The following is a 21638-nucleotide window of genomic DNA, read 5'->3' as shown; positions in this document are numbered from 1 at the left end:
CGAGGCGCGGCGTTAGTGGACCTAACTACCCTGCTTCTTCAGCGCGGCGCCCAGGATGTCGCCCAGCGAAGCGCCGGAGTCGGTCGAGCCGTACTGGGCGACCGCTTCCTTCTCTTCGGCGATTTCCAGCGCCTTGATCGAGACCTGCAGCTTGCGGGTCTTCTTGTCGAAGGCGATGACGCGGGCATCGACCTTCTGGCCGACCGTGAAGCGCTCGGGGCGCTGCTCGTCGCGGTCACGGCTGAGGTCGGAGCGCTTGATGAAGGTCTCGATGCCGCTGTCGACCAGCCGCACTTCCAGGCCGCCATCCTTGACGCCGGTAACCTCGCAGGTGACGACCGCGTTCTTGCGCAGTTCGCCTGAAGTCGCCGCCTCGCCGGCCGTATCCTTGGCCAGCTGCTTGATGCCGAGCGAGATGCGCTCCTTGTCGATGTCGACGTCGAGCACCTGCGCCTTGACGATGTCGCCGCGATTGTACTCCTCGATCACCTGCTCGCCCGGACGGGTCCAGTCGAGGTCGGAAAGATGGACCATGCCGTCGACATCGCCTTCGAGGCCGATGAACAGGCCGAACTCGGTCTTGTTCTTGACCTCGCCCTCGACCTGGCTGCCGACCGGATGGCTGCTGGCGAAAGCCTGCCACGGGTTCTCGAGCGTCTGCTTGAGGCCGAGCGAGATGCGGCGCTTGGCCGGATCGACCTCGAGCACCACCACGTCGACTTCCTGCGTCGTCGACAGGATCTTGCCGGGATGTACATTCTTCTTCGTCCACGACATTTCCGAAACGTGGATGAGACCCTCGATGCCCGGCTCCAGCTCGACGAACGCGCCGTAGTCGGTGATGTTGGTGACGGTGCCCTTGATCTTCTTGCCGATCGGGAATTTCGTTCCGATCTCGGACCACGGATCGCTCTCGAGCTGCTTCATGCCGAGCGAGATGCGGTGGGTTTCCTGGTTGATGCGGATGATCTGCACCTTGACCGTCTGGCCGATGTTGAGGATTTCGGTCGGATGGTTGACGCGGCGCCATGCCATATCGGTGACATGCAACAGGCCGTCGATGCCGCCGAGGTCGACGAACGCACCATAGTCGGTGATGTTCTTGACGACCCCTTCGACCACCTGGCCCTCTTCGAGGTTCTGCACGATTTCCGAACGCTGTTCGGCGCGGCTCTCCTCGAGCACGGTGCGGCGCGACACCACGATGTTGCCGCGGCGGCGATCCATCTTGAGGATCTCGAAAGGCTGCGGATTGTGCATCAGCGGCGAGACGTCGCGGATCGGACGGATGTCGACCTGGCTGCGCGGCAGGAAGGCCACGGCGCCGTCGAGATCGACGGTGAAGCCGCCCTTGACCTGGTTGAAGATGACGCCTTCGACGCGCTCGCCCTTGGTGAACTTCTCTTCGAGACGGACCCAGCTCTCTTCGCGGCGGGCCTTCTCACGCGAAAGCATCGCTTCGCCAAGCGCGTTCTCGATGCGCTCGACATAGACCTCGACCGTGTCGCCGACCTTAAGCGTCGAATCCTTGCCCTTGACGCCGAATTCCTTCAGCGGCACGCGACCTTCGACCTTGAGGCCGACGTCGATGATTGCCATGTCCTTTTCGATCGCAGTGATCGTGCCCTTGACGACCTGGCCTTCGCCGGAATGGCCGGCGGAAAAAGATTCTTCGAGCAGGCTCGCGAAATCATCGCGAGTGGGATTTGCAACTGACATAGTTTCTCCTGGAATGCCCCGCATCTCAAGCGGGGCGGGCGCCGTGGGTTAGCGTTGCGTTGGCCTGCCGGCGTTCCGGGCCTCAAAAAGGCCCTTGGCCGCCTAAGCGGCAATTCCGGCGCATGAAGAATGCTGGCAGGCTGGTTCGTGCCCGATATGGGTATCTTTTCGCCGCCGGCAATCGGCAACGGCAGGAAACCCGGCTCAGGCTTTGTTTCTCTTGGCCAGAACGTCGTCGATGATCGCCTTGGCCGCCAGGAACGCGGCTTCTATAGCCATTTCCGACGTGTCGAGCAAGTGCGCGTCGGCGGCCGGCTTCAGCGGCGAGTCGGCGCGACCCATGTCGCGCTCGTCGCGGCGCAGGATATCGGCGAGGATATCGTCGAAGTCGGCGGTGCCGCCGATGCTCTCGATCTCGGCCAGCCTGCGTTGTGCCCGCACCTCGGCGCTCGCCGTCACATAGAGTTTTATGTCGGCGTCGGGACAGACCACGGTGCCGATGTCGCGGCCGTCGAGCACGGCGCCCGGCGGCGCCTTGGCGAATTCGCGCTGCTTTTCGACCAGTATGCGCCGCACCGAAGGGATGACAGCCACTTTCGAAGCCGCTTCGCCGACCGCATGCGCCGTCAGCACCGACCGGTCGAGCTTGGCCAGGTCGACCTGCCGGGCAGCGGTCTCTGCGGCCGAGACATTGTCGAGCGGCAGGCCGAGCCGAAGCAACGCATGGGCCACCGCGCGATAGGTGAGGCCGGTGTCGAGCAGGTTCAGCCGGTAATGGTCGGCCAGTCGGCGGGCAAGGGTGCCTTTGCCCGCGCCTGCTGGGCCGTCGATGGCGATGGTGAAGGTTGGACTCATCTAGCTTGCCTAAACAGACGGAACGCCAGTACCGCCAACGCGATCAAAACCGATAATGGCAACGCAACTAAAGGAATTACGCCAATTGTCATAAAGGCCATTGCTCCAAACGCTTTGAAAAGCCCCGCAAGAAAGACCCAGTCGTTATTCTCAAGAAATTTGGTTGCATAAAATGACAAGTAGATGGTCGTGAATTGAAGGGCCAAAAGCCAGAAAAGAAAAGCGAAAATGCCAAATCGTACTTTAAAAACGAGGCGTTCGATCAGATACGGGATCAGCGCAGCTCCCAGGCAAGCTGCTAGGATTGGCCAATCCTGCAACATCGGCTAATCGATCTCCGCCCCCAGCCCCTTCATAAGCCCCATGAATTCCGGAAAGCTGGTCGCGATCATCGCCTGGTCGTCGATGGTGACAGGCTTTTCCGTTGCCAGTCCCATGACCAGAAAGCTCATGGCAATGCGGTGGTCGAGATGGGTCTGGACGATGGTGCTCTTTCCGTTCGGATGTTGGCCAAGCCCCTTGCCGCCGGGTTTTCCACGCACGGCCAGTGTGGCTTCGCCCTCGGTACAGTCGACGCCATTGAGCTTCAGCCCTTCGGCGACCGCCGACAGCCGGTCCGATTCCTTCACCCGCAGCTCTTCCAGCCCCTGCATCAGCGTCTCGCCCTCGGCAAAGCTCGCCGCGACAGCAAGCACCGGATATTCGTCGATCATCGTCGGCGCCCGTTCGGGCGGCACGGTGACGCCCTTCAGCTCGGAATAGCGCACCCGCAGATCGGCGACATCCTCGCCGCCTTCATTGCGCGGGTCGAGAACGTCGATCCGGGCGCCCATTTCCTGTAGCGTCAACAAAAGACCGGTGCGGGTCGGGTTCATCAGCACGTTTTCGATTTTAATGTCCGAGCCCGGCACGATCAGCGCCGCCACCAGCGGGAAACCGGCCGATGACGGGTCGCCCGGCACAGCGATTGTCTGGCCGGTGAGCTTGCCCTGGCCCTCGATGAAGATGTGGCGCACGCCGCGCTCGTCGGTCTCGACCGACAGATTGGCGCCGAATCCCTGCAGCATCTTTTCGGTGTGGTCGCGCGTCATCACCGGCTCGATGACGGTGGTGATGCCGGGCGTGTTCAGCCCGGCGAGCAGCACCGCCGACTTCACCTGGGCCGAGGCCATCGGCACGCGGTAGGTGATCGGCGCGGCGTGTTTGGGGCCGCGCAGCGTGATCGGCATGCGGTCGCCGGGCGTCGCCTTCAGCACCTGCACGCCCATCTGGCGCAGCGGCTCGAGCACGCGGCCCATCGGCCGGCCGGACAGCGAGGCGTCGCCGATGAAGGTCGTCTCCATGTCGTAGGTCCCGACCAGGCCCATGGTGAGGCGCGAGCCGGTGCCGGCGTTGCCGAAATCGAGCGGGCCTTCCGGCTGCAGCAGCGCGCCGTTGCCGGTGCCGTGGATCACCCATTCAGCGCCGCGCTTCTCTATATGCGCGCCCATTGCCTTCATCGCGGCGCCCGTGCGCATCACGTCCTCGCCTTCAAGCAGGCCGGTGATGCGGGTTTCGCCGGAGGCGAGGCCGCCGAACATGAACGAGCGGTGCGAGATCGACTTGTCGCCGGGCACCCGTGCTGTGCCTGAAAGCGCTGGCGATTTGCGGGCGGTGGCCGGTTTCGGGGCGGCAGTATGCGACATGGGTTTTCCTTGGGTGAAAAACGCCGGTGGCTGGCCTTTTTCTTCTGGTTTGCGCGGTCTCGTATCACGGCGGGCGGAATTGGTCATCCCCTTGCGAGAGGTCGCTCAACGCGGGGATTTGTGACGCTGGCTTTAGGCTTTGACAGCGCCGTAAACTGTGGTTATGGGGACCAAACTTTCATCGACGAGGCTTGCTGTGGCAAAACCCGAACTTGGCACCAAACGCATCGACCCCGAGACGGGTCAAAAATTCTACGATCTGAACAAGGATCCGATCGTCTCGCCCTATACCGGCAAGAACTATCCCCGCTCTTATTTCGAGGAAGGCAAGATTGCCGCCCTTGAGGAGGAAGAGGAAGTTGCCGAGAAGGAAGTCGACGCCGAGGAGGAAGAGGGCGTCGAGGTCGTCTCGCTCGAAGAGGCGGACGAGGATACGAAGCCCGACGATCTTCCCGATCTCGGCGATGACGAGGACGATGTGGACCTCGGCGACGACGACGATACCTTCCTCGCCGACGAAGAGGAAGAGGACGACGATGTCGCCGACATGATCGGCGTCGGCGATGACGACGACGAAGTCTGATCCGGCCTCTCACACAGCGCCCGCCGACTTTCGCGGGTTCTTGATAAAAAGCGGCTCTTAAAGGCTTGATATTGACGGAAGGCGGGGTTAGAAGCCGCCTGCACTAACGGCGCGGTCTCAACCCGCGCCGGATCTCTTCGCCGGCAACGGCGCCGGTTGACTGCCGGAGTGGGGCCATAGCTCAGTTGGGAGAGCGCTTGAATGGCATTCAAGAGGTCGTCGGTTCGATTCCGATTGGCTCCACCAAAATTTCTATAATGATTTCAGTTGATTAGCATTCTTCCCCTCGGGGGCCTGTTGCCCTGAAATGGTTCGGGGCACCGCCGCGGCACCCCGAGGCGCTTTTTAGGGGTCGCAAAATTTGCCTAGTCTCCGTTTTCCGCCAGATTTGCCGAAAGGCGAGGGGATGGGAAATGTTCGGACTTTTTAGCGCAGGCCTAGGTCCCTCGAAGTTAGATTGGCTTGAGGCACGATACGCTTGCATGTTCCGTATGCCGACGAGCGCAGGCCGTTGTGTCGCCGTAGCGTCAACCGGCTGAAGCCCGGCGGTGCTTCCTCAGCCGAGTGATTGCCGACCTGGCGACCGTAATCACGCCGCCGCAGTCAATCCGCACGGTGAGTTTGTCTGCTCCGCGATCGATGCGGGTGACGTCCCCAACAAGAACTACTCGGTCGCCGGCCCGGGCTTTGGGTGGCGGCTCTAGCGTGTAAGGATGGTCATAGGATGGAATGCTCACTCTGGCTCGGCCGCTAGGGAGAATGGAGATGACGGTACCTGCTAGCGCAACCTCATCGCCGACCTCAAATTCGCCAGGCATGTTAAGGTGCAGCATGGTCTTCCTCCCGATGCTTTCCTATTTGATGCTTTGCTAAATTAATGCCCGGCCACCGCGTTGGTTGCCGTGCAATCCGTTTCGTACGGTTCCGCACATTTCCAAGCTGGATCGCGATGGCGACGGGACCACTTTGAGGTGCCTAGAGCGCCGTAAGCCGCACCAGAGAGGCATCGCCTATCAGCTGGCCGAAATTTTCTATGGGCGCCCTACAGGGAGCACTCAAAAGGGTTCAAAAGGGTCTGGGCCGCAGGCTGCTCGCTGTTTCCCTGCTGTTTATCAGCGGCAGTGGATTAGCCGGGAACCCGTTATTTAAAATGGGCTAAGCCATTGGTAATGGCCCCGATTACCACGCTATAGCAACGGGCCGTTCTGATAGCGGTGCAGTGGCGAAATTTTGAATAAGCCCCTATGGGAACATTCAGGTAAACGGTTACAAGCTCCTTGGCGCCCGAACGAAAAAGCCCGCCGCACCTTTCGGCGCGAACAGCTATGACGAAGGAACACGACCTCTGAAACGCGCGTCAGTCTTGCTCCCGCTTCCACAGATCCGAAGTCGATGCGTATGCGAACGATGCTGACCAAGCGATCAGGACGAGTCCGTTGAGACCCTCCAAGGCAGCAACGATTCGCATCGGCCCAGTGGCATAGACTTCGCCAAAGCCGATCGTCGTGTAACAGGTGACCGAGAAATAGAAGAAATCCGCTGCGCTTCCGGAAAACAAGCCTGCGAGACTTCCAAGGTCTGGATGGTGGTTCATCCAGGCGTAGGCGAGCGCGAAAAGACAGATCCCCACCACGTGAGCAATGATTGCTGCGACGACCAAGAGCAGCAGATCAACCCGCATCGGAAGTGAAAAACGACGCCTCATCGTTCCGGCGATATTTAGCACTTCATAGTGCATCAGAACCGTTACCAGTGCGAGACCTACAGATATGGCGAACGCGATGAGCAATTGCGGTACCTTCAAGTAGGACTCAGATCCTCAACCGCTTATCACCGCGCGAGCGGTTCGAACAGCGTCGACCTGACGCGACGCGATGCGATGCCGAACACGCGAATGGTGAGGACGAACGCGAGCACCCGGTGGTGCAATCTCCCCGGGTCCTTGGCAAAATCGTCGGAACCGAACCGCTCCCAATGGCTTTCGTAATCAGGGGCAGCATCAAAGAGGAGACTGTTATGGATCGGCAAGAAAATAGCGTTTTGGAGGCGGGCTGGCTTTTGGCGGTCCCGCTTTCTATCGGATTTGCCGTTTTGATTGCAGGCTTAGTGCTGGGCTAGTGTGCTATGGGAACCGGAGCTCGATCACTCGCCCCTCGGCCTTCCATGATTGCCGGGCGTCAACGGAACCAAAATCGCGCAATAGCTGCGGGACAGGAGCAAGGCGGACGCCACCGTCGCGCTTTTCGCCAGCCGGCCGCTCGGGCTTCTGCCTCGCTGCAAAACCAGCGCTCCCCCTTGCCGGTCGAGGTTACGGTTCGGTCATGACGGGGCGAGGGAGAAATGCCGCTAGGTGTCAATCCTAATTGGAGCTTCACGCAAAGAAAAACCCGCCACCGTGAGGCAGCGGGCTATGACAGTTTTTGTCCTGTTCAGTGATGGTCGCTCCGCCCACGTTTTCTACGAGGTTGCTTCGTGATCGGATGCGCTGCAAGAAACGCCTCGTCCGCCGCGATGAGCTTGGCGACTTCGTCCTCGCCGATCGGCAGATATCGGTCCTTTGCGGCTTCTCGCTTCCATTGGACGGCCATTAGATCGGGCGCTGGAACTCGGATTTGATCGGCCACAGCCTGCCGGCTCCTGTCGACGCTGATCATCCGTTTGTCAGAATAGGCGCTAGATTTGTCCTCGTCCTCCAGGACGTACATCGCGTGAATGCTTTTCTCTTGCCAGTAAGCCGTTTCCGCTGTTGCCAGGCTGGTGACAGCATCAGCCTTGCGCCAAGGAAGTCGGCGCGCCTGACGCATGAGCTGATTGTGGTGCGTGTCGATGAGGACGGCATCGGGCAGCGGATCAAGGCACTGCCGCACGAATGCAGCCAGCGCCTTTGTCTTGACGCCGGCGCTCATGCTGATGCGTCCCCTGCGGAAGCCAGCTGGAGAACCGACGCCGCCAGCTGCGCTGCCCAAAGTTCGGCTTCGAAGGGATATTTGCGCGCCGCGCCGGCCCTTGCGGGGCCGAAGCTTTTGAAGTTCAGTGCATGCGCAGGGGGCAGCATGCGCAAATACCATATTTTCGCGGCGGCAGGGGCCGCGACCATCCTTTTAAGCGGCTGCTCCGGTTCGGGCCTAGGTATGCCTGGCTCACCTGCTTGGTTTGCCACCACACCGCAGGCGGAACAGGCAACCTATTTCCGCAACCGATGCGTTTCCTACGGCTTCGAGCCAGGGACCCCGGCCATGGCCCAATGCATCCAAAACGAGTCCATTTCGTCTCGCGGCAGGGCATCTGCCAAGGCGAATGCGGCATTTGCCGACATGCAAAACAGTCAGCCGAAAACGACGACTTGCAACCGCTTTGGCAACACCGTGAACTGCACGACGTTTTGAGCCGACACCGAGAGGCGGAATGAGCGCCCGCCTCTCTCATTGCGAACGCTCGTCGGCGAATGTTTGCGCGTCATCACCCTCCGGCCTAGAGAATGGTGGCGGCGCCGGCGTGAGGCTGAGGATTGACGCGCCGCCGTGCCCCCGCCCGATCAGGACGCTTCCTGCACTTCCTCGACTTGTGGCGTCACGGGTGCAGAATTAATGACGTAGGTGTTCGAGGTTAGGTCGCTAGTAGATCGGATGATGATGCCGTCGTCTCTTAATCGGGCAAACGTCGCCCGTGCGATCCGCATTGGCTTGCCTTTGGAATCTGCGGCGGTGACTTTGTTCGACCAGGGAACGTGAGTGATGGTGTCAACGCGCTTGAGAAAGCGCTTTTCCTTCTCAGTCAACTCGATCACGCCGTTCCTCCATATCATCGCAGCGTTTGGCTGGCCGGTAACGCCGATGATGCGACTCCGTTCCCAGACAGGCGCATGGTTGCTGCCTATGTCGAGAAAACCTTGAGGCTAAGGGCTACCTGCCGAAAGGCGCAGCAGAATAGCTATGCTCGTCACCGTCAGCCGGGAGGAGTGTAGAGCGGCTCTCTGCATCGATGAACCAAGCACTGGCCATCGAGCGTCGGCACAAACCCTACCGCTGGGATTTCCGACCAGTCGCACGCATTGCTGTACCGGCGGACGTAGAGGGCATAGGTGTTCGGGCCGGTGGTCAGCACCGCCGAGCCATGGCTCTGGATTAGCGCCTGCGTCTGTTGGCAGGTCATGGCGCGGGCGTCCGGCCTGGCCTGGGCGAGGGTTGTGAAGGCAAGCATGACCGCTGCCGAGGTCAACGCAATCCGGCGAATGGACATGACGAGACTCCCATGATGAGCCATTTGGTTGACAAACTCGCATGTCGCAGGGCAGCTGTGCAATGGCGGCCTTACCCTCCCGCACCGCGCTCAACATTGCCTGGGGCGGCCATGACGGCTACTGTGTCGCCAGAACCGGGTTCATCCGGGGAATGTCGGTCTCCATAAGTTTCTGAACGGGCCTCGCTTTCGGTCGGCGGCCAGGCACCAGCATGACATCCGTGCTAAGTGCCCCCAATTCGGAGGGAAAGATGCGACTATTTTTGGTGTTGATTTTGATGGCGCTGAGCGGCTGCGTATCCAATGTTTCCTCGGATAGTGATGGTATACCACGCCGCGCGTCCTTTGCTGGAAACCATTAGTCCGCTAAATTTGGCTGATTGCCAACGCCTATTTTGCCGGTGCCTCAGCACTTGACGAGGAAAGCGAGACAAGCGGCAGCGCATAGAACGCGGAAAGCTAGCTTTCATCCCAGAAGTCCTGAAGCGAAGCGTGGCGAAGGTCGTCCTCGCCCCTGAGGTGCTTCACGCGGGCTTTGATGCCCGGCTTGACCCACTGCGTTGCCGGTCGCTTTGGCATGTCCTTGGGCGGTGACCCGGCATGCTCCTGGACCCTTTTCCAAAGTCGTTCCCGCATCTCGCGATTGACGCTCACGAACGCGCTGCCGACATATTTGCGGGTGGCTGGGTCAGCCATCAGAGCAAACGCGGGCTTGCCCCTCTCGCGTTCGACGCCGAGTAGTTCAAACTCGCTTTCTGTGAAGGATTTTGTCTTCAGCCAATTGGTGGTCGGGCCGCTGCGATATTTGCTGTCCCGACGCTTCGATACCATCCCTTCCAGGCCAGCCGCGCCGATCAGATGATAGATCGCATTAGCCTCGCCCGGAATGGTCTCACTGAACTGGATGCGGCTGTCAGACCCTATGAGGCCGGCTAGGATTTCCCGCCGATCCTCAAGTACCATGTCGCGCAGATCGTGGCCGTTGAGATGCAGGAGATCGAACGCAACGAAATAGAGGTCGTGCTGGGGCCTGGTGATGGCCTTGCGCAGCGCGGCAAAGTCCGACAGGCCAGCCTCATTCAAGACGACGACTTCGCCGTCGATGATGGCATTCTCGACGTCCAGCGTTTGCGCCGCCGCAGCTAGGTCGCGGTACTTCGATGTCCAGTCTAGGCCGCGGCGGGTGAAGATCCGCACACCGCCGGCGTCGATGATGATTTGGGAGCGGTAGCCGTCGAATTTGGCTTCATGCATCCAGCGTCGCCTTGGGGCGGCTTGGCGACCAAGGTAGGCGTCATCGGAGGAATGAACTCAAGCCGGCCGACGCCGGTACTGACAATTTTACGCACTTATTCGAACCTAGGCTCATCCGATTTGATGGCTAGGAGAACGGACCATGACCGTTTTACTAAATTAGCAATGATGCATGAAGCTGCATATAATTTCGTTCCAGCCGGCGAAACGAAACGCCCCCCGCTGGCTAGGCCCGGCGGCCCCGATAGTCGCCCCCCAAGTGGCTGTCGGGCCGCCCCATCAAACGCACTGTAGCGACCAACGTGAGACGAGATAGAACAAATAACGCAAATGGAGACCTAACCAGAGGAGCACAGCAACCCCTCCTCCTTGGCAGCGGCTTCTAAGGCCTTCCTTACGTCGTCGGGTGTGCCCTCGTCTCCAAGGCAGGCCATGCAGGCTTCTTGGGTCCTCGCTTGGCCCACTTCATAAGTTCCGTGGCGGCACCCTCGACGTTGTTGCAGCCATAGGTGAGTCCAGGTCGGTCTGTCTCGATGTTGACCGGAGGGTGAAACCAATGGAGAGCTATGAGGGTAATTTAGGGGATGCTCATGTGTTTGGTAGAGGCGAGGACCTAGGCACGGATGCTTGGGAGAGAGGGCCACGCGCTTGGCGACGTAGCGAACGATACGGCGGGCCTGAGAGGCGGCTGGAGCATGCGACGAGGGCGATGCGGAAGGCGCTGGCATAGGCGCTGAAGATGGCGCTCTGGGTCGGCTAGACCTTCGGGGTTCCGTGACGGTAAATGAGCAGCGGGGACCGGGTGGGGGGGCTTGGGGTTAGTCCCCGCTGCTTTGAGCTGCCTTCGCGGGGTGCAGTGGCAGCACAACTAAATAGTGACTGAGCGATGACAGGACCCAGACAGCGGAGCCTTGGGCACCCTGTCAGTCTTACACCGGCTAGTGCCGGCCCCAAAGGTCACCCGGGCGGGTGTCTCAAGAGTGCGGCCGGGGACGGGCCTTCAAAGATTGCGACTTCCGTACCCCAGCCTACACTCCGGCCTGACGCGCGTGCCCACCCAACCCAGCGTCAAACGACAGGTCATTAGTAGCCGATAAAGATCGCCCCCAAATCGGCCGCTTGAGCTAGCTCGGATAGACAATTCGGGTGAGCGGGTTCAACGGGTCAAAAGGAGGGGTCGGAATATCCGGGCCAAATTTTCTTACGACCCATCGGATAACAGGCTCATGCGAGCTAAAGTGAGAGCTTCATGGGCCATAGTACCCCCTCCTCCTCGGCAGCAGCCTCCAAGTCCTTGCGTACTTCCTTAGGGTCAACCTCCTCACCCCCCAGGGCTTGAAGGCAGAGGGCCGACGCACGTTTCCACTTGGGCCCTCTTGGACCACTTCAGGAGCTGCTCGGATGCACCTCGGACATTGTTGCAGGCATAGCTGACACCGACCATTTCGGTCTTCACGAACACCGGAGGGGAGAACCAGTAGGTTGCCATGGAGGGTAATTTAGAGCGGGAAGAGGAACGATGTAGGCCCGCGCGGGTTTAGAATTGCGGCGGCCAGTTCTCCGTGGAAGCACAGCCGTTGTGGGCCCGTCGCTTGTTCCTCAACGGCGGCGGGCTTTCCTTAGCAGGACCCGTCAGGGCAGCTATGGAGTTCGTCCCGACCGGCCTTGCCGATCGCCTCTAGCAATGATGCCAGCGTTGGCGTCAATTCCTGTTCGACCTCCAGCCCAAGCAGCTTGTGTACGTGATGGCGATTGTCTTCAGCGCTGATGAACTGCCGAATGGCCTCGGCAAGTTGGGGGGTAGCCCAGCCTTTCACGCTTTGCCATGTCTGCATGTCCCTACCCCGCCCTGCCGCAACTCGCAGGTCACGGAATGGTTGCATTAGGGGTCAGGAATGATTGGTAGAAATTTCTGAGCGCGAAGGACTGGCTGATCCGTATTCGGCTAGTCTGAGACTGAAAACCCCGGCAACCACCGGGGTTTTCAGCACACTAACTGCTAGTAATACCAGGCCCAAACCCAAACAGGCCTGCGAAAGCACCGTCTGCGCAGACGGCCATACCGCCAGGCACGACGACAGACCCTTCTCCAATGCCGCCGCCGGCGCCGCCGCCTGCGGTGCCAGCGTCTATGGCGAACCGGCTCCGCCTGAGTATTTTCATCCTCGAGGGCTTCCCTGCCCGGCGCGTCGAGTTCATCGAGGATGCCACTTCTGGCGCTCGGTACGCCGGCCACTGCGTTGATTGGCCGAACTGCGCTCGCAAGGGCTGCTGCCCCAGCAACGCCAAACACTCCTGTCAAAAATAATCGCCGATCCATGGAAACCTCCAATTTCAAAGCCAGCGAGACAAGGTCGCAATTGGGAAATAGCGCGGTGGATACAAAAGCAAAGTCAGATGCGTTTAGAGAGGCTTAACGGTCGGTTCCGCGAACATGTTACGGTCACCCGAAGCGATGACTTCGTCAATTCTCGCCATGCCGCATTGCACAATCGCGCGCCGTGCGCAAAATGCGGCATGATCCGGAAATCCCTCACCGTCCTGGTGATCGACGAAAACCACATCCGCGCCTCCATCATCGAGGCGGGATTGCGGGAGGCCGGGCATGAGCAGGTCACGGTCGTTCACGATGTTGCGGGAATAGCGCGGCGCATTGCCGAGATCGAACCGGACGTAATCGTCATCGATCTCGAAAATCCCAACCGCGATATGCTTGAAAACATGTTCCAGCTTTCGCGCGTGGTGAAGCGGCCGATCGCCATGTTCGTGGACCGGTCGGATCAGGCTTCGATCGAAGCTGCGGTGGAAGCGGGGGTCTCCGCCTATGTCGTCGACGGGCTGCGCCAGGAGCGCGTCAAGCCGATCCTAGACATGGCGATCAGCCGCTTCAACGCGTTCTCGCGGATGGCGCGCGAACTTGAGGAAGCCCGCAGTGAATTGGAGGACCGCAAGGTCATCGACCGCGCCAAGGGCATCCTGATGCGATCACGCGGCCTGTCGGAGGACGCGGCCTATACGCTTCTGCGCAAGACCGCCATGAACCAGAACCGCAAGATCAGCGAAATCGCGCAGAGCCTGGTGACGGCGGCAGGCCTTCTGGATCCCGGAGAGAGTTGAACATGGCGGCCGAACACCAGATCAACGCAGGTTTCATACCGCTCTTCGACAGCGCCGTCCTTGTCGCAGCGAGGGAGATCGGCTTTGCCGCACGCGAAGGCGTCGACCTGACGCTCAGCCGCGAAACCTCTTGGGCCAACATCCGCGACCGCATCGCGATCGGGCATTTCGATTTGGCGCATATGCTGGGGCCGATGCCGATCGCCTGCAATCTGGGGCTCACCCCGCTCGCCTCCGACACGATCGTGCCGTTCTCGCTGGGACTGGGCGGTAACTGCGTAACGGTTTCGAACACGCTCTGGGCGGGCATGGCCGCGCACGGCGCCTTGCCCGATCTCAATCCGGCGCGGGCCGGCAAGGCTTTGGGAGCGCTGATCCGTGAACGGGCAAATGCCGGTCGCGACCCCCTGCGCTTTGCGGTCGTGCATCCGCACTCCGGACACAATTACGAACTGCGCTACTGGCTCGCCGCCTGCGGCATCGATCCGTCGCGCGAAATAGAAATCGTCATCGTGCCGCCGCCCTTCATGGCCGACGCACTCGCCGCCGGCAGGATCGACGGCTACTGCGCCGGCGAACCGTGGAACAGCGCCTCGGTCGTCGCCGGCACCGGCCATATCGCCACGGTCAAGGCCACCATCTGGAAGACCAGCCCCGAGAAAGTCGTCGGCGTGCGCAAGGCCTGGGCCGAAAAACACCCGGAAGCGCTTTCGGCGCTGCTGCGCGCGCTCCATCACGCCGCGCGCTGGTGCCAGGATCCGGCAAACCGCGGCGAACTGGCCGCCCTGATGGCGCAGCCTTCCTTCCTCGGCCTTTCGCCGGCGCTGCAGATGCCGATCCTGACCGGACATCTTGCGCTGGGCGGCGGCGCGGAACTGGCCGTCGAGGACTTCTTTCTGGCTTTCGGCAAGGCGGCAAATTTTCCGTGGAAAAGCCACGCGCTGTGGTTCTACACGCAGATGGTCCGTTGGGGGCAGGTCAAGCACAGCGCTGCCCACATGGCGCTCGCGCGGGACACCTACCGGCCCGACCTCTATCGCGCAGCGCTGAAGCCGCTCGGCGTCGCACTTCCCGGCGCCAATTCTAAGGTTGAGGGCGCGCTGGCGTCTGCCACACCTGTCGGCTCCGCCGGCGCCAGTCTGGTGCTCGGCCCCGATGGTTTCTTCGATGGCCAGATATTCGATCCCGACGAGGTCGACGCCTACATTGCCGGGCAGAAATTGGCGCGCGCCGAAGCCTGATCATTTTCGCGCCATTCTTGTGCATTGCACAAAAATTATGCGTGCAACTGCGCTAATGAGCAATCTTTGGCTTGCTCGCCCAACGGGCCAGCGCGCCGATGATTGTGGCATGCCGTTGATCTCATTGATGTTTGTCATCCATTCCGAAACTGGCACGGTTCCTGCATTGCAATAAGCAGACTCTTTTCGGGTCACGGAACAGGCGTCCAATGGCGGGCGCTACAGGCAAAGCTGCCGCTCAGGTCAACACGCGATCCCGGATGGACGGACGCGCGCGGCCTGGCCGGCGGCTTTTTTTGTTTTGACCGAGCACGGCAATCGACGGCGCTGATCCCAAGCAGTGCCCAACGGGAGACGACGATGACGAAACGCATCAAGACTGAAGCCCCTCTCGAGGGCATGACCCGCCGCAATTTTCTGATGGCAAGTGCTGCCACCGCGGCAACCCTGGCAGCGGCACGCGCGCTGCTGCCGTCTGGCGCCTATGCGGCGCCCGCGGCACCGGAAGTCACCGGCGCCAAGCTCGGCTTCATCGCGCTGACCGACGCGGCGCCGCTGATGATCGCCAAGGAGAAGGGCCTGTTCGAGAAATTCGGCATGCCCGATGTCGAGGTGCTCAAGCAGGCCTCCTGGGGCGCGACGCGCGACAATCTGATGCTCGGCGGCGAAGCCAACGGCATCGACGGCGCCCATATCCTGACGCCGATGCCTTACCTGATGCATACCGGCAAGGTGACGCAGAACAACCAGCCGATGCCGATGGCGATCGTCGCGCGGCTGAATTACGACTGCCAGGCGATTTCCGTCGCGCAGGAATATGCCGGCACCGGCGTCGGCCTCGACGCCTCCAAGCTGAAGGACGCCTTCGCGGCCAAGAAGGCCGAAGGCAAGGAGGTGAAGGCCGCCATGACCTTCCCGGGCGGCACTCATGATCTCTGGTTGCGCTATTGGCTGGCCGCTGGCGGCATCGATCCCAACAAGGATGTCTCGACCATCGTCGTGCCGCCACCGCAGATGGTCGCCAACATGAAGGTCGGCAACATGGACGTGTTCTGCGTCGGCGAGCCATGGAACGAGCAACTCGTCCATCAGGGCGTCGGCTTTACCGCCGCCACCACGGGCGAGTTGTGGAAAGGCCATCCGGAAAAGGCGCTCGGCCTGCGGGCCGCCTTCATCGACAAGAACCCGAACGCCACCAAGGCGATCCTGATGGCCGTCATGGAAGCCCAGCAATGGTGCGAAGCCATGGAAAACAAGGACGAGATGGCGGCCATCATCGGCAAGCGGCAATGGATGAACGTGCCGACAGCCGACATCATCGGCCGCCTCAAGGGCGACATCAATTACGGCAATGACCGCGTCGCCACCGGCACCGACCTCTACATGAAGTTCTGGAAGGGCGGTGTGTCCTATCCGTTCAAGAGCCACGACAGCTGGTTCCTCGCCGAAAACATCCGCTGGGGCAAATTCGCGGCGACCACCGACATCAAGGCGCTGGTCGATCAAGTCAACCGCGAAGATCTGTGGCGCGAGGCGGCCAAGGATCTTGGCGTTGCTGCGGCCGATATCCCGGCGTCTCCATCGCGCGGCGTCGAGACCTTCTTTGACGGCAAGATTTTCGATCCGGCCAACCCGTCCGCCTATCTCGACAGCCTCAAGATCAAGGCATCGGCCTGACGTGGACGGCAAGCGCCGCCGCTGCGCCGCTTGCCAGTGCTCAAGGAGCTTTTTGCGAAATGTCTATTCAAGCCATCGAGGACACCAAGGTGAAGGCGTTCCCCGCGCCTGCCAAGCCTGCAGAGGTCATAGCTTTCACCGCCAAGGTGAGGCGCCGCTTCGATCCCACCGCGATCGCCGGCAAGCTGGCGAGCACGCTGGTGCCGCCGGCCGTAGTCATCATCGTCATGCTCGTCGTCTGGCAGGTCGCCTGCTCGTCGCCCAATGCCAGCTTGCCGCCACCTAGCCAGGTATGGAACGAGGCCTACGATCTGATCGCCCATCCGTTCTTCGACTATGGTCCGCAGGATATCGGACTGGCCTGGCGGGTGCTGATCTCGCTGCAGCGGGTCGCCATCGGCTTCGGCCTGGCTGCCATCGTCGGCGTCGCGCTCGGTGCGCTGGTCGGCCAGTCGATCTGGGCGATGCGCGGCCTCGATCCTGTGTTCCAGATTCTGCGCACCGTGCCGCCGCTCGCCTGGCTGCCGCTGTCGCTGGCTGCCTTCCGCGATTCCAGCCCGTCGGCGATCTTCGTCATCTTCATCACCTCGATCTGGCCGGTGATCATCAACACTGCCGTCGGCGTCCGCAACATTCCAGAGGATTATCGAAACGTCTCCCGCATCCTCAGGCTCAACCAGCTCGAATTCTTCGTAAAGATCATGGTGCCGGCCGCGGCACCTTACATCTTCACCGGCCTGCGCATCGGCATCGGCCTGTCCTGGCTCGCCATCGTCGCCGCCGAAATGCTGACAGGCGGCGTCGGCATCGGCTTCTTCATCTGGGACGCCTGGAACTCGTCGCGGCTGCCCGACATCATCGTCGCGCTCGCCTATATCGGCGTCACCGGCTTCTGCCTCGACCGCTTGGTCGCGGCGGCCGGCGCCTTCGTCACCCGCGGCACAACGGCAAAGTGAGGAGAGGGGCGATGACGGCCTACCTGAAACTCGACCATATCGACAAATCCTTTGCCCGCGGCGGCCAGGTCAGCGAGGTGCTGAAAGACATCCGGCTGACCATCGACAAAGGCGAATTCGTCTCCATCATCGGCCATTCCGGCTGCGGCAAGTCGACCTTGCTCAACCTGATCGCCGGGCTGACCAGAGTCTCCGCCGGCGCGGTCCTGCTCGAGGACAAGGAGGTCGACAGCCCTGGACCCGAGCGCGCCGTGGTGTTCCAGAACCACAGCCTTTTGCCGTGGCTCACCGTCTACGAGAACATCAATCTGGCGGTGTCGAAGGTGTTCGGTTCGACCAGGACCAAGGCCGAGCGGCATGACTGGATCATGCGCAATCTCGACCTCGTGCAGATGGCGCATGCCAGGGACAAGCGGCCCGCCGAGATATCGGGCGGCATGAAGCAGCGCGTCGGCATCGCCCGCGCGCTGGCCATGGAGCCGAAGATCCTGCTGCTCGACGAGCCCTTCGGTGCGCTGGACGCTCTGACGCGCGCCCATCTGCAGGATGCGGTGATGGATATCCATTCGAGGCTTGGCTCGACGACGATCATGATCACGCACGATGTCGACGAGGCGGTGCTGTTGTCCGATCGCATCGTCATGATGACCAACGGTCCAGCGGCGACCATCGGCGAGGTGCTTGCGGTGCCGCTGGCCCGGCCGCGCCGGCGCATCGAGCTTTCCTCCGACCGGACCTTCCTGCGCTGCCGCGAGGCGGTGCTGAAGTTCCTCTATGAACGCCACCGCTTCGTGGAAGCCGCGGAGTGAGGCCATGACCGGAAATCGCGTCATCATCCACAATTGGCAATCTGCATCGGCAATGGGCAATCTACCGCATTGCACAAATATTATGCTGCTGTGCAAGGCATTCTGACTAATCTTTGATCCGCTGCCGGGCTTGGTCAAAAATCGCGCGGTTGCGGTTCACATTGATTTCATTCGATAATCTGGAGCGCTGTCGAGTTGGCACGCTTCCTGCTTTTCAGATTGTGGGTCCGAAAGGGCCAAGTGACACGGCGTCCAATGGCGGGCGCCACAGGCAAAGCTGCCGCTCAGGTCAATACGCGATCCCGGATGGACGGACGCGCAAAGACCTGACCGGCGGCTTTTTTGTTTTTACGCGATCGACGGCGCTGGTCCCAAGCGGCGCCCAACCGGAGACGACGATGACGAAACGGATCGGAACTGCCGCGTCCCTCGCGGACTTCACGCGCCGCGATTTTCTGGCCAGCAGCGCGCTGACGGCGGCACTGTTCACCGCCGCGCTCCTGCTGTTTCCCGTCGGCGCCAAGACGGAAAGCAAGGACCTGACCGTGGCGAGCCCGGTCTCGTTGCACGCACCGATGCCGCGCCGCTGATCATTCACCCACAAACATCCGCGGTGCCTCCCACGCCGCAAACCGGAGCCAGACGTTGACCGCAAATCTCCCAGCCGCGCCCAGCCAGGACAATGCTCCCCGCCAGGCGCTTGTGATGTCCACCATCGCCTTCACCGTCTGCTTCGCGGTATGGACGATATTTTCAATCATCGGCGTGCGCATAAAGCAGGACCTTGGGCTGAACGAGACGGAGTTCGGCCTGCTGGTCGGCACGCCGATCCTCACCGGTTCGCTCGTGCGCATGGTGCTCGGTGTCTGGACCGACCGTTTTGGCGGACGGCTGGTATACACCGCGACCATGCTTGCGGCGGCGGTCGCGACCTTCCTGCTCGCTTTTGCGCAAACCTACGGACAGATGCTGGTCGCCGCGTTAGGCGTTGGGCTCGCCGGTGGTTCCTTCGCCGTCGGGGTCGCGTATGTCTCGCGCTTCTTCCCGGCCGGCAAGCAGGGCACGGCGCTTGGCATTTTCGGTGTCGGCAATGTCGGCGCCGCGGTCACCAAGTTCCTGGCGCCATTCGTGCTTCTCTCCTGGGGCTGGCAGTCGGTCGCGCTGATCTGGGCGGCAGCACTCGTGGTCATGGCCGCCGTCTTCTGGTTCACCACCGACGACGATCCGGTCATCCGCGAGCGCCGCGCCGGCAAGGCAGCGCCCGCGAGAAGCTTCTTGCAGGAATTCGCGCCACTCAAGAACCTGCAGGTCTGGCGCTTCGCCTTTTATTATTTCTTCGCCTTCGGTGCATTCGTGGCGCTGTCGCTGTGGTTGCCGCGCTACCTGATCGGCGTCTACGGATTCGGCATCGCGACCGCCGGCATGATCGGCGCGGCCTATTCGATCCCGGCGAGTATCTTTCGCGCCTATGGCGGCGTGCTATCCGACCGGATCGGCGCCCGCACCGTGCTCTACTGGACCTTCGCGGTCAGTGCCGTCGCGACTCTCGTTCTGTCTCTCCCCTCGGCAGACTACGTCGTGCACGGCATCAGCGGGCCGATCGCCTTCCATTTCGAGATCGGCCCGTTCGCCTTCATAGCCGTTGCCTGCGTGCTCGGCTTCTTCATGAGCCTTGGCAAGGCCGCCGTCTACAAGCACATCCCGGTTTACTACCCGCAGAGTGTCGGCGCGGTCGGCGGCGTTGTCGGCATGATTGGCGGGCTCGGCGGCTTTATCCTGCCAATCGCCTTCGGCGCACTCAACGACCTCACCGGCGTCTGGTCGAGTTGCTTCATGCTGCTCTTCGTCATCGTCGCCACCTGCTTTGCCTGGATGCACTTCAGCATCCGGCGGATGGAGCGCGCGGCCGCCGCCGAAGCTTCAGGCCTTTCCTACGCGGCTGAATGAGACAGGAGTGGATCAGGACATGACCGAAAAACTCGTCATCATTGGCAACGGCATGGCCCCCGGGCGCATGCTGGAGCACCTGCTGGAAAAGGCGCCGGACCTCTACCAGGTCACCATCTTCAATGCCGAGCCGCGTGTGAACTACGACCGCATCATGCTGTCGCCGGTTCTGTCAGGCGAAAAGGACTATGAGGAGATCATCATCCATGGCGATGGCTGGTACATCAAGCACGGGATCACCCTCTACAAGGGCCACAAGATCGTCGCCATCGACAGGCAGGCAAAGACCGTCACCTCCGATCATGGCGTGACCGAGCCCTACGACAAGCTCGTCATCGCCACCGGCTCGGTGCCGTTTATCATCCCGGTGCCCGGCCATGATCTGCCGGGCGTCCTGACCTATCGCGATCTCGACGATGTTCGGGCGATGATGCTGGCCGCGCAGTCACGGGCCAAGGCCGTGGTCATCGGCGGCGGCTTGCTCGGGCTGGAGGCGGCAGCGGGCTTGAACGCGCAAGGCATGGACGTCACCGTGCTGCATGTCATGCCGACGCTGATGGAGCGTCAGCTCGATCCGGCCGCCGGCTATCTGCTGCAGCGCGCTGTCGAGCAACGCGGCATCAAGGTCATCACCAAGGCCAACACCCAGGCGATCACAGGCAAGGGTAAGGTCGAGCAGGTGGAACTCGCCGACGGCACCGTCATCCCGGCGACGCTGGTCGTCATGGCGGTCGGCATCAGGCCGAATGCGACGCTGGCGAAAGACGCCGGCATTGCCGTCAATCGCGGCATCGTCGTCGATGCCGGCATGCGCAGCAACGACCCCGACATCTTCGCGCTCGGCGAATGCGCCGAGGTCAACGGCATGGTCTACGGCCTGGTCGCACCGCTCTATGAGATGGCGCGTGTCGCCGCCAGCCAGTTGGCCGGCGACGAGGCCGCCGCCTTCGTCCATTCGGACACGCCGACCAAGCTCAAGGTCACCGGCATCGAGCTGTTCTCGCTCGGCGACTTTGCCGAGGGCGAGGACCGCCAGGAGATCGTGCTGCGCGACGCCGCCGCCGGCGTCTACAAACGGCTGGTGCTCAGGGATGACCGCATCATCGGCACCGTGCTTTACGGCGAGACGGCGGACGGCGCCTGGTTCAACGACCTCAAGAAGAAGCAGACCGACATATCGGAAATGCGCGACACGCTTATCTTCGGCCACTCATACCAGGGAGGCGCCTCCCTGGACCCTATGGCGGCCGTTGCAGCCTTGCCGGATGATGCGGAAATCTGCGGCTGTAACGGCGTTTGCAAGGGAAAGATCACTGGCGCGATCACGGCCAAAAGCCTGACCTCGCTCGACGACGTGCGCGCTCACACCAAGGCGTCCGCCTCCTGCGGCTCCTGCACCGGGCTGGTCGAGAAGCTGATGGCACTTACCATCGGCGACAAATATAATCCGGCGGCGGGGGGGGGGGGGGGGGGGGGGGGCCCCCCCCGCGGGGGGGGGGGGGGCCCCGGGCGAGAAACCAAACGACCGGAGAAAAAAAAAAACCCACCGCAAGAAA

Annotated in this window: 21 protein-coding genes and 1 tRNA gene; 11 read left to right on the top strand and 11 right to left on the bottom strand. The window is 61.6% G+C overall.

The window, feature by feature from the left end; genetic code table 11:
* Nucleotides 1–21: 21 nt before the first annotated feature.
* The 4 genes from rpsA to aroA form a co-directional block, all read right to left on the bottom strand.
* Nucleotides 22–1719 (bottom strand): 30S ribosomal protein S1, encoded by a 1698-nt coding sequence (gene rpsA / locus AC0L2A_RS32635; RefSeq protein WP_027151507.1) that lies wholly within the window; start codon nucleotides 1717–1719, stop codon nucleotides 22–24.
* A 204-nt stretch (nucleotides 1720–1923) separates the two neighbouring features.
* Entirely contained in the window at nucleotides 1924–2574 is a 651-nt protein-coding gene (gene cmk / locus AC0L2A_RS32630) for a (d)CMP kinase (protein ID WP_287344923.1), read from the bottom strand.
* Nucleotides 2571–2897: a hypothetical protein gene (locus tag AC0L2A_RS32625; protein ID WP_473612315.1), complete on the bottom strand. Its 327-nt coding sequence runs from the start codon at nucleotides 2895–2897 to the stop codon at nucleotides 2571–2573. The genes cmk and AC0L2A_RS32625 overlap by 4 nt, the downstream gene beginning before the upstream one ends.
* Nucleotides 2898–2900: 3 nt before the next feature.
* Nucleotides 2901–4259 carry a 3-phosphoshikimate 1-carboxyvinyltransferase gene (aroA, locus tag AC0L2A_RS32620; protein ID WP_473612313.1) on the bottom strand — a complete coding sequence of 453 codons (1359 nt, stop codon included), beginning with the start codon at nucleotides 4257–4259 and terminating at the stop codon, nucleotides 2901–2903.
* A 196-nt stretch (nucleotides 4260–4455) separates the two neighbouring features.
* Here aroA and AC0L2A_RS32615 point away from each other — a divergent pair, with 196 nt between their 5' ends.
* Together AC0L2A_RS32615 and AC0L2A_RS32610 are read left to right on the top strand one after the other, a co-directional pair.
* Nucleotides 4456–4842 (top strand): TIGR02300 family protein, encoded by a 387-nt coding sequence (locus tag AC0L2A_RS32615; protein WP_023796772.1) that lies wholly within the window; start codon nucleotides 4456–4458, stop codon nucleotides 4840–4842.
* Nucleotides 4843–5012: 170 nt separating this feature from the next.
* Nucleotides 5013–5088, top strand: a tRNA-Ala gene (locus tag AC0L2A_RS32610).
* Nucleotides 5089–6199: 1111 nt separating this feature from the next.
* On the opposite strand, the gene AC0L2A_RS32605 is transcribed toward AC0L2A_RS32610, so the two are convergent.
* The 3 genes from AC0L2A_RS32605 to AC0L2A_RS32595 form a co-directional block, all read right to left on the bottom strand.
* Complete coding sequence (locus AC0L2A_RS32605) at nucleotides 6200–6646, bottom strand: ion channel (protein ID WP_473612312.1); 447 nt, start codon at nucleotides 6644–6646, stop codon at nucleotides 6200–6202.
* Between the two features lie 26 nt (nucleotides 6647–6672).
* On the bottom strand, nucleotides 6673–6870 hold the full coding sequence (locus AC0L2A_RS32600; protein ID WP_473612311.1) for a hypothetical protein: 198 nt from the start codon (nucleotides 6868–6870) through the stop codon (nucleotides 6673–6675).
* 401 nt (nucleotides 6871–7271) lie between these two features.
* The gene (locus tag AC0L2A_RS32595) at nucleotides 7272–7748 is read right to left on the bottom strand and encodes a hypothetical protein (protein ID WP_473612310.1); all 477 of its coding nucleotides are present in this window, start codon (nucleotides 7746–7748) and stop codon (nucleotides 7272–7274) included.
* A 147-nt stretch (nucleotides 7749–7895) separates the two neighbouring features.
* On the opposite strand from AC0L2A_RS32595, the gene AC0L2A_RS32590 reads away from it, so the two are divergent.
* Nucleotides 7896–8228 carry a hypothetical protein gene (locus tag AC0L2A_RS32590; RefSeq protein ID WP_091592761.1) on the top strand — a complete coding sequence of 111 codons (333 nt, stop codon included), beginning with the start codon at nucleotides 7896–7898 and terminating at the stop codon, nucleotides 8226–8228.
* Nucleotides 8229–8377: 149 nt separating this feature from the next.
* Here AC0L2A_RS32590 and AC0L2A_RS32585 read toward each other — a convergent pair whose 3' ends face one another.
* The 4 genes from AC0L2A_RS32585 to AC0L2A_RS32570 all read right to left on the bottom strand — a co-directional run bounded on the left by AC0L2A_RS32585 (nucleotide 8378) and on the right by AC0L2A_RS32570 (nucleotide 12170).
* Complete coding sequence (locus AC0L2A_RS32585; protein WP_139172577.1) at nucleotides 8378–8629, bottom strand: hypothetical protein; 252 nt, start codon at nucleotides 8627–8629, stop codon at nucleotides 8378–8380.
* 158 nt (nucleotides 8630–8787) lie between these two features.
* Complete coding sequence (locus AC0L2A_RS32580; protein ID WP_091592992.1) at nucleotides 8788–9081, bottom strand: hypothetical protein; 294 nt, start codon at nucleotides 9079–9081, stop codon at nucleotides 8788–8790.
* A gap of 459 nt (nucleotides 9082–9540) precedes the next feature.
* On the bottom strand, nucleotides 9541–10335 hold the full coding sequence (locus AC0L2A_RS32575; protein ID WP_473612308.1) for an ATP-dependent DNA ligase: 795 nt from the start codon (nucleotides 10333–10335) through the stop codon (nucleotides 9541–9543).
* Between the two features lie 1619 nt (nucleotides 10336–11954).
* Nucleotides 11955–12170, bottom strand: a complete 216-nt coding sequence (locus AC0L2A_RS32570; RefSeq protein WP_473612307.1) for a hypothetical protein — start codon at nucleotides 12168–12170, stop codon at nucleotides 11955–11957.
* A 682-nt stretch (nucleotides 12171–12852) separates the two neighbouring features.
* Between AC0L2A_RS32570 and AC0L2A_RS32565 the strand changes: the two genes are divergently transcribed.
* The 8 genes from AC0L2A_RS32565 to AC0L2A_RS32530 all read left to right on the top strand — a co-directional run.
* On the top strand, nucleotides 12853–13452 hold the full coding sequence (locus AC0L2A_RS32565; RefSeq protein WP_023796771.1) for an ANTAR domain-containing response regulator: 600 nt from the start codon (nucleotides 12853–12855) through the stop codon (nucleotides 13450–13452).
* Between the two features lie 2 nt (nucleotides 13453–13454).
* The gene (locus AC0L2A_RS32560) at nucleotides 13455–14693 is read left to right on the top strand and encodes a CmpA/NrtA family ABC transporter substrate-binding protein (RefSeq protein ID WP_473612306.1); all 1239 of its coding nucleotides are present in this window, start codon (nucleotides 13455–13457) and stop codon (nucleotides 14691–14693) included.
* A gap of 360 nt (nucleotides 14694–15053) precedes the next feature.
* Entirely contained in the window at nucleotides 15054–16370 is a 1317-nt protein-coding gene (locus tag AC0L2A_RS32555; RefSeq protein ID WP_128172928.1) for a CmpA/NrtA family ABC transporter substrate-binding protein, read from the top strand.
* 59 nt (nucleotides 16371–16429) lie between these two features.
* Entirely contained in the window at nucleotides 16430–17326 is an 897-nt protein-coding gene (ntrB, locus tag AC0L2A_RS32550; RefSeq protein WP_091592770.1) for a nitrate ABC transporter permease, read from the top strand.
* An 11-nt stretch (nucleotides 17327–17337) separates the two neighbouring features.
* Nucleotides 17338–18135 carry an ABC transporter ATP-binding protein gene (locus AC0L2A_RS32545; protein ID WP_023796767.1) on the top strand — a complete coding sequence of 266 codons (798 nt, stop codon included), beginning with the start codon at nucleotides 17338–17340 and terminating at the stop codon, nucleotides 18133–18135.
* Between the two features lie 398 nt (nucleotides 18136–18533).
* The gene (locus AC0L2A_RS32540; RefSeq protein ID WP_091592996.1) at nucleotides 18534–18725 is read left to right on the top strand and encodes a hypothetical protein; all 192 of its coding nucleotides are present in this window, start codon (nucleotides 18534–18536) and stop codon (nucleotides 18723–18725) included.
* Nucleotides 18726–18840: 115 nt separating this feature from the next.
* A complete protein-coding gene (locus AC0L2A_RS32535; RefSeq protein ID WP_473508059.1) occupies nucleotides 18841–20082 on the top strand; it encodes an MFS transporter in 1242 nt (413 codons plus the stop codon).
* A 19-nt stretch (nucleotides 20083–20101) separates the two neighbouring features.
* Nucleotides 20102–21638 (top strand): FAD-dependent oxidoreductase (locus AC0L2A_RS32530; RefSeq protein WP_473612304.1); only part of this gene is annotated, 1537 nt, incomplete at its 3' end.

The organism is Mesorhizobium sp. WSM4844 (assembly GCF_055811775.1).
This window is presented reverse-complemented; position numbering and strand designations above follow the sequence as displayed.

What these genes read in the sequence shown, in the direction of transcription:
- cmk (WP_287344923.1), bottom strand. Translation starts at nt 2,574, where the DNA reads ATGAGTCCAACCTTCACCATCGCCATCGACGGCCCAGCAGGCGCGGGC.
- AC0L2A_RS32580 (WP_091592992.1), bottom strand. Translation starts at nt 9,081, where the DNA reads ATGTCCATTCGCCGGATTGCGTTGACCTCGGCAGCGGTCATGCTTGCC.
- AC0L2A_RS32565 (WP_023796771.1), top strand. Translation starts at nt 12,853, where the DNA reads ATGATCCGGAAATCCCTCACCGTCCTGGTGATCGACGAAAACCACATC.
- AC0L2A_RS32555 (WP_128172928.1), top strand. Translation starts at nt 15,054, where the DNA reads ATGACGAAACGCATCAAGACTGAAGCCCCTCTCGAGGGCATGACCCGC.
- AC0L2A_RS32545 (WP_023796767.1), top strand. Translation starts at nt 17,338, where the DNA reads ATGACGGCCTACCTGAAACTCGACCATATCGACAAATCCTTTGCCCGC.
- AC0L2A_RS32570 (WP_473612307.1), bottom strand. Translation starts at nt 12,170, where the DNA reads ATGCAGACATGGCAAAGCGTGAAAGGCTGGGCTACCCCCCAACTTGCC.
- AC0L2A_RS32625 (WP_473612315.1), bottom strand. Translation starts at nt 2,897, where the DNA reads ATGTTGCAGGATTGGCCAATCCTAGCAGCTTGCCTGGGAGCTGCGCTG.
- AC0L2A_RS32540 (WP_091592996.1), top strand. Translation starts at nt 18,534, where the DNA reads ATGACGAAACGGATCGGAACTGCCGCGTCCCTCGCGGACTTCACGCGC.
- AC0L2A_RS32595 (WP_473612310.1), bottom strand. Translation starts at nt 7,748, where the DNA reads ATGAGCGCCGGCGTCAAGACAAAGGCGCTGGCTGCATTCGTGCGGCAG.
- rpsA (WP_027151507.1), bottom strand. Translation starts at nt 1,719, where the DNA reads ATGTCAGTTGCAAATCCCACTCGCGATGATTTCGCGAGCCTGCTCGAA.
- AC0L2A_RS32560 (WP_473612306.1), top strand. Translation starts at nt 13,455, where the DNA reads ATGGCGGCCGAACACCAGATCAACGCAGGTTTCATACCGCTCTTCGAC.
- AC0L2A_RS32535 (WP_473508059.1), top strand. Translation starts at nt 18,841, where the DNA reads ATGTCCACCATCGCCTTCACCGTCTGCTTCGCGGTATGGACGATATTT.
- AC0L2A_RS32575 (WP_473612308.1), bottom strand. Translation starts at nt 10,335, where the DNA reads ATGCATGAAGCCAAATTCGACGGCTACCGCTCCCAAATCATCATCGAC.
- aroA (WP_473612313.1), bottom strand. Translation starts at nt 4,259, where the DNA reads ATGTCGCATACTGCCGCCCCGAAACCGGCCACCGCCCGCAAATCGCCA.
- ntrB (WP_091592770.1), top strand. Translation starts at nt 16,430, where the DNA reads ATGTCTATTCAAGCCATCGAGGACACCAAGGTGAAGGCGTTCCCCGCG.
- AC0L2A_RS32590 (WP_091592761.1), top strand. Translation starts at nt 7,896, where the DNA reads ATGCGCAAATACCATATTTTCGCGGCGGCAGGGGCCGCGACCATCCTT.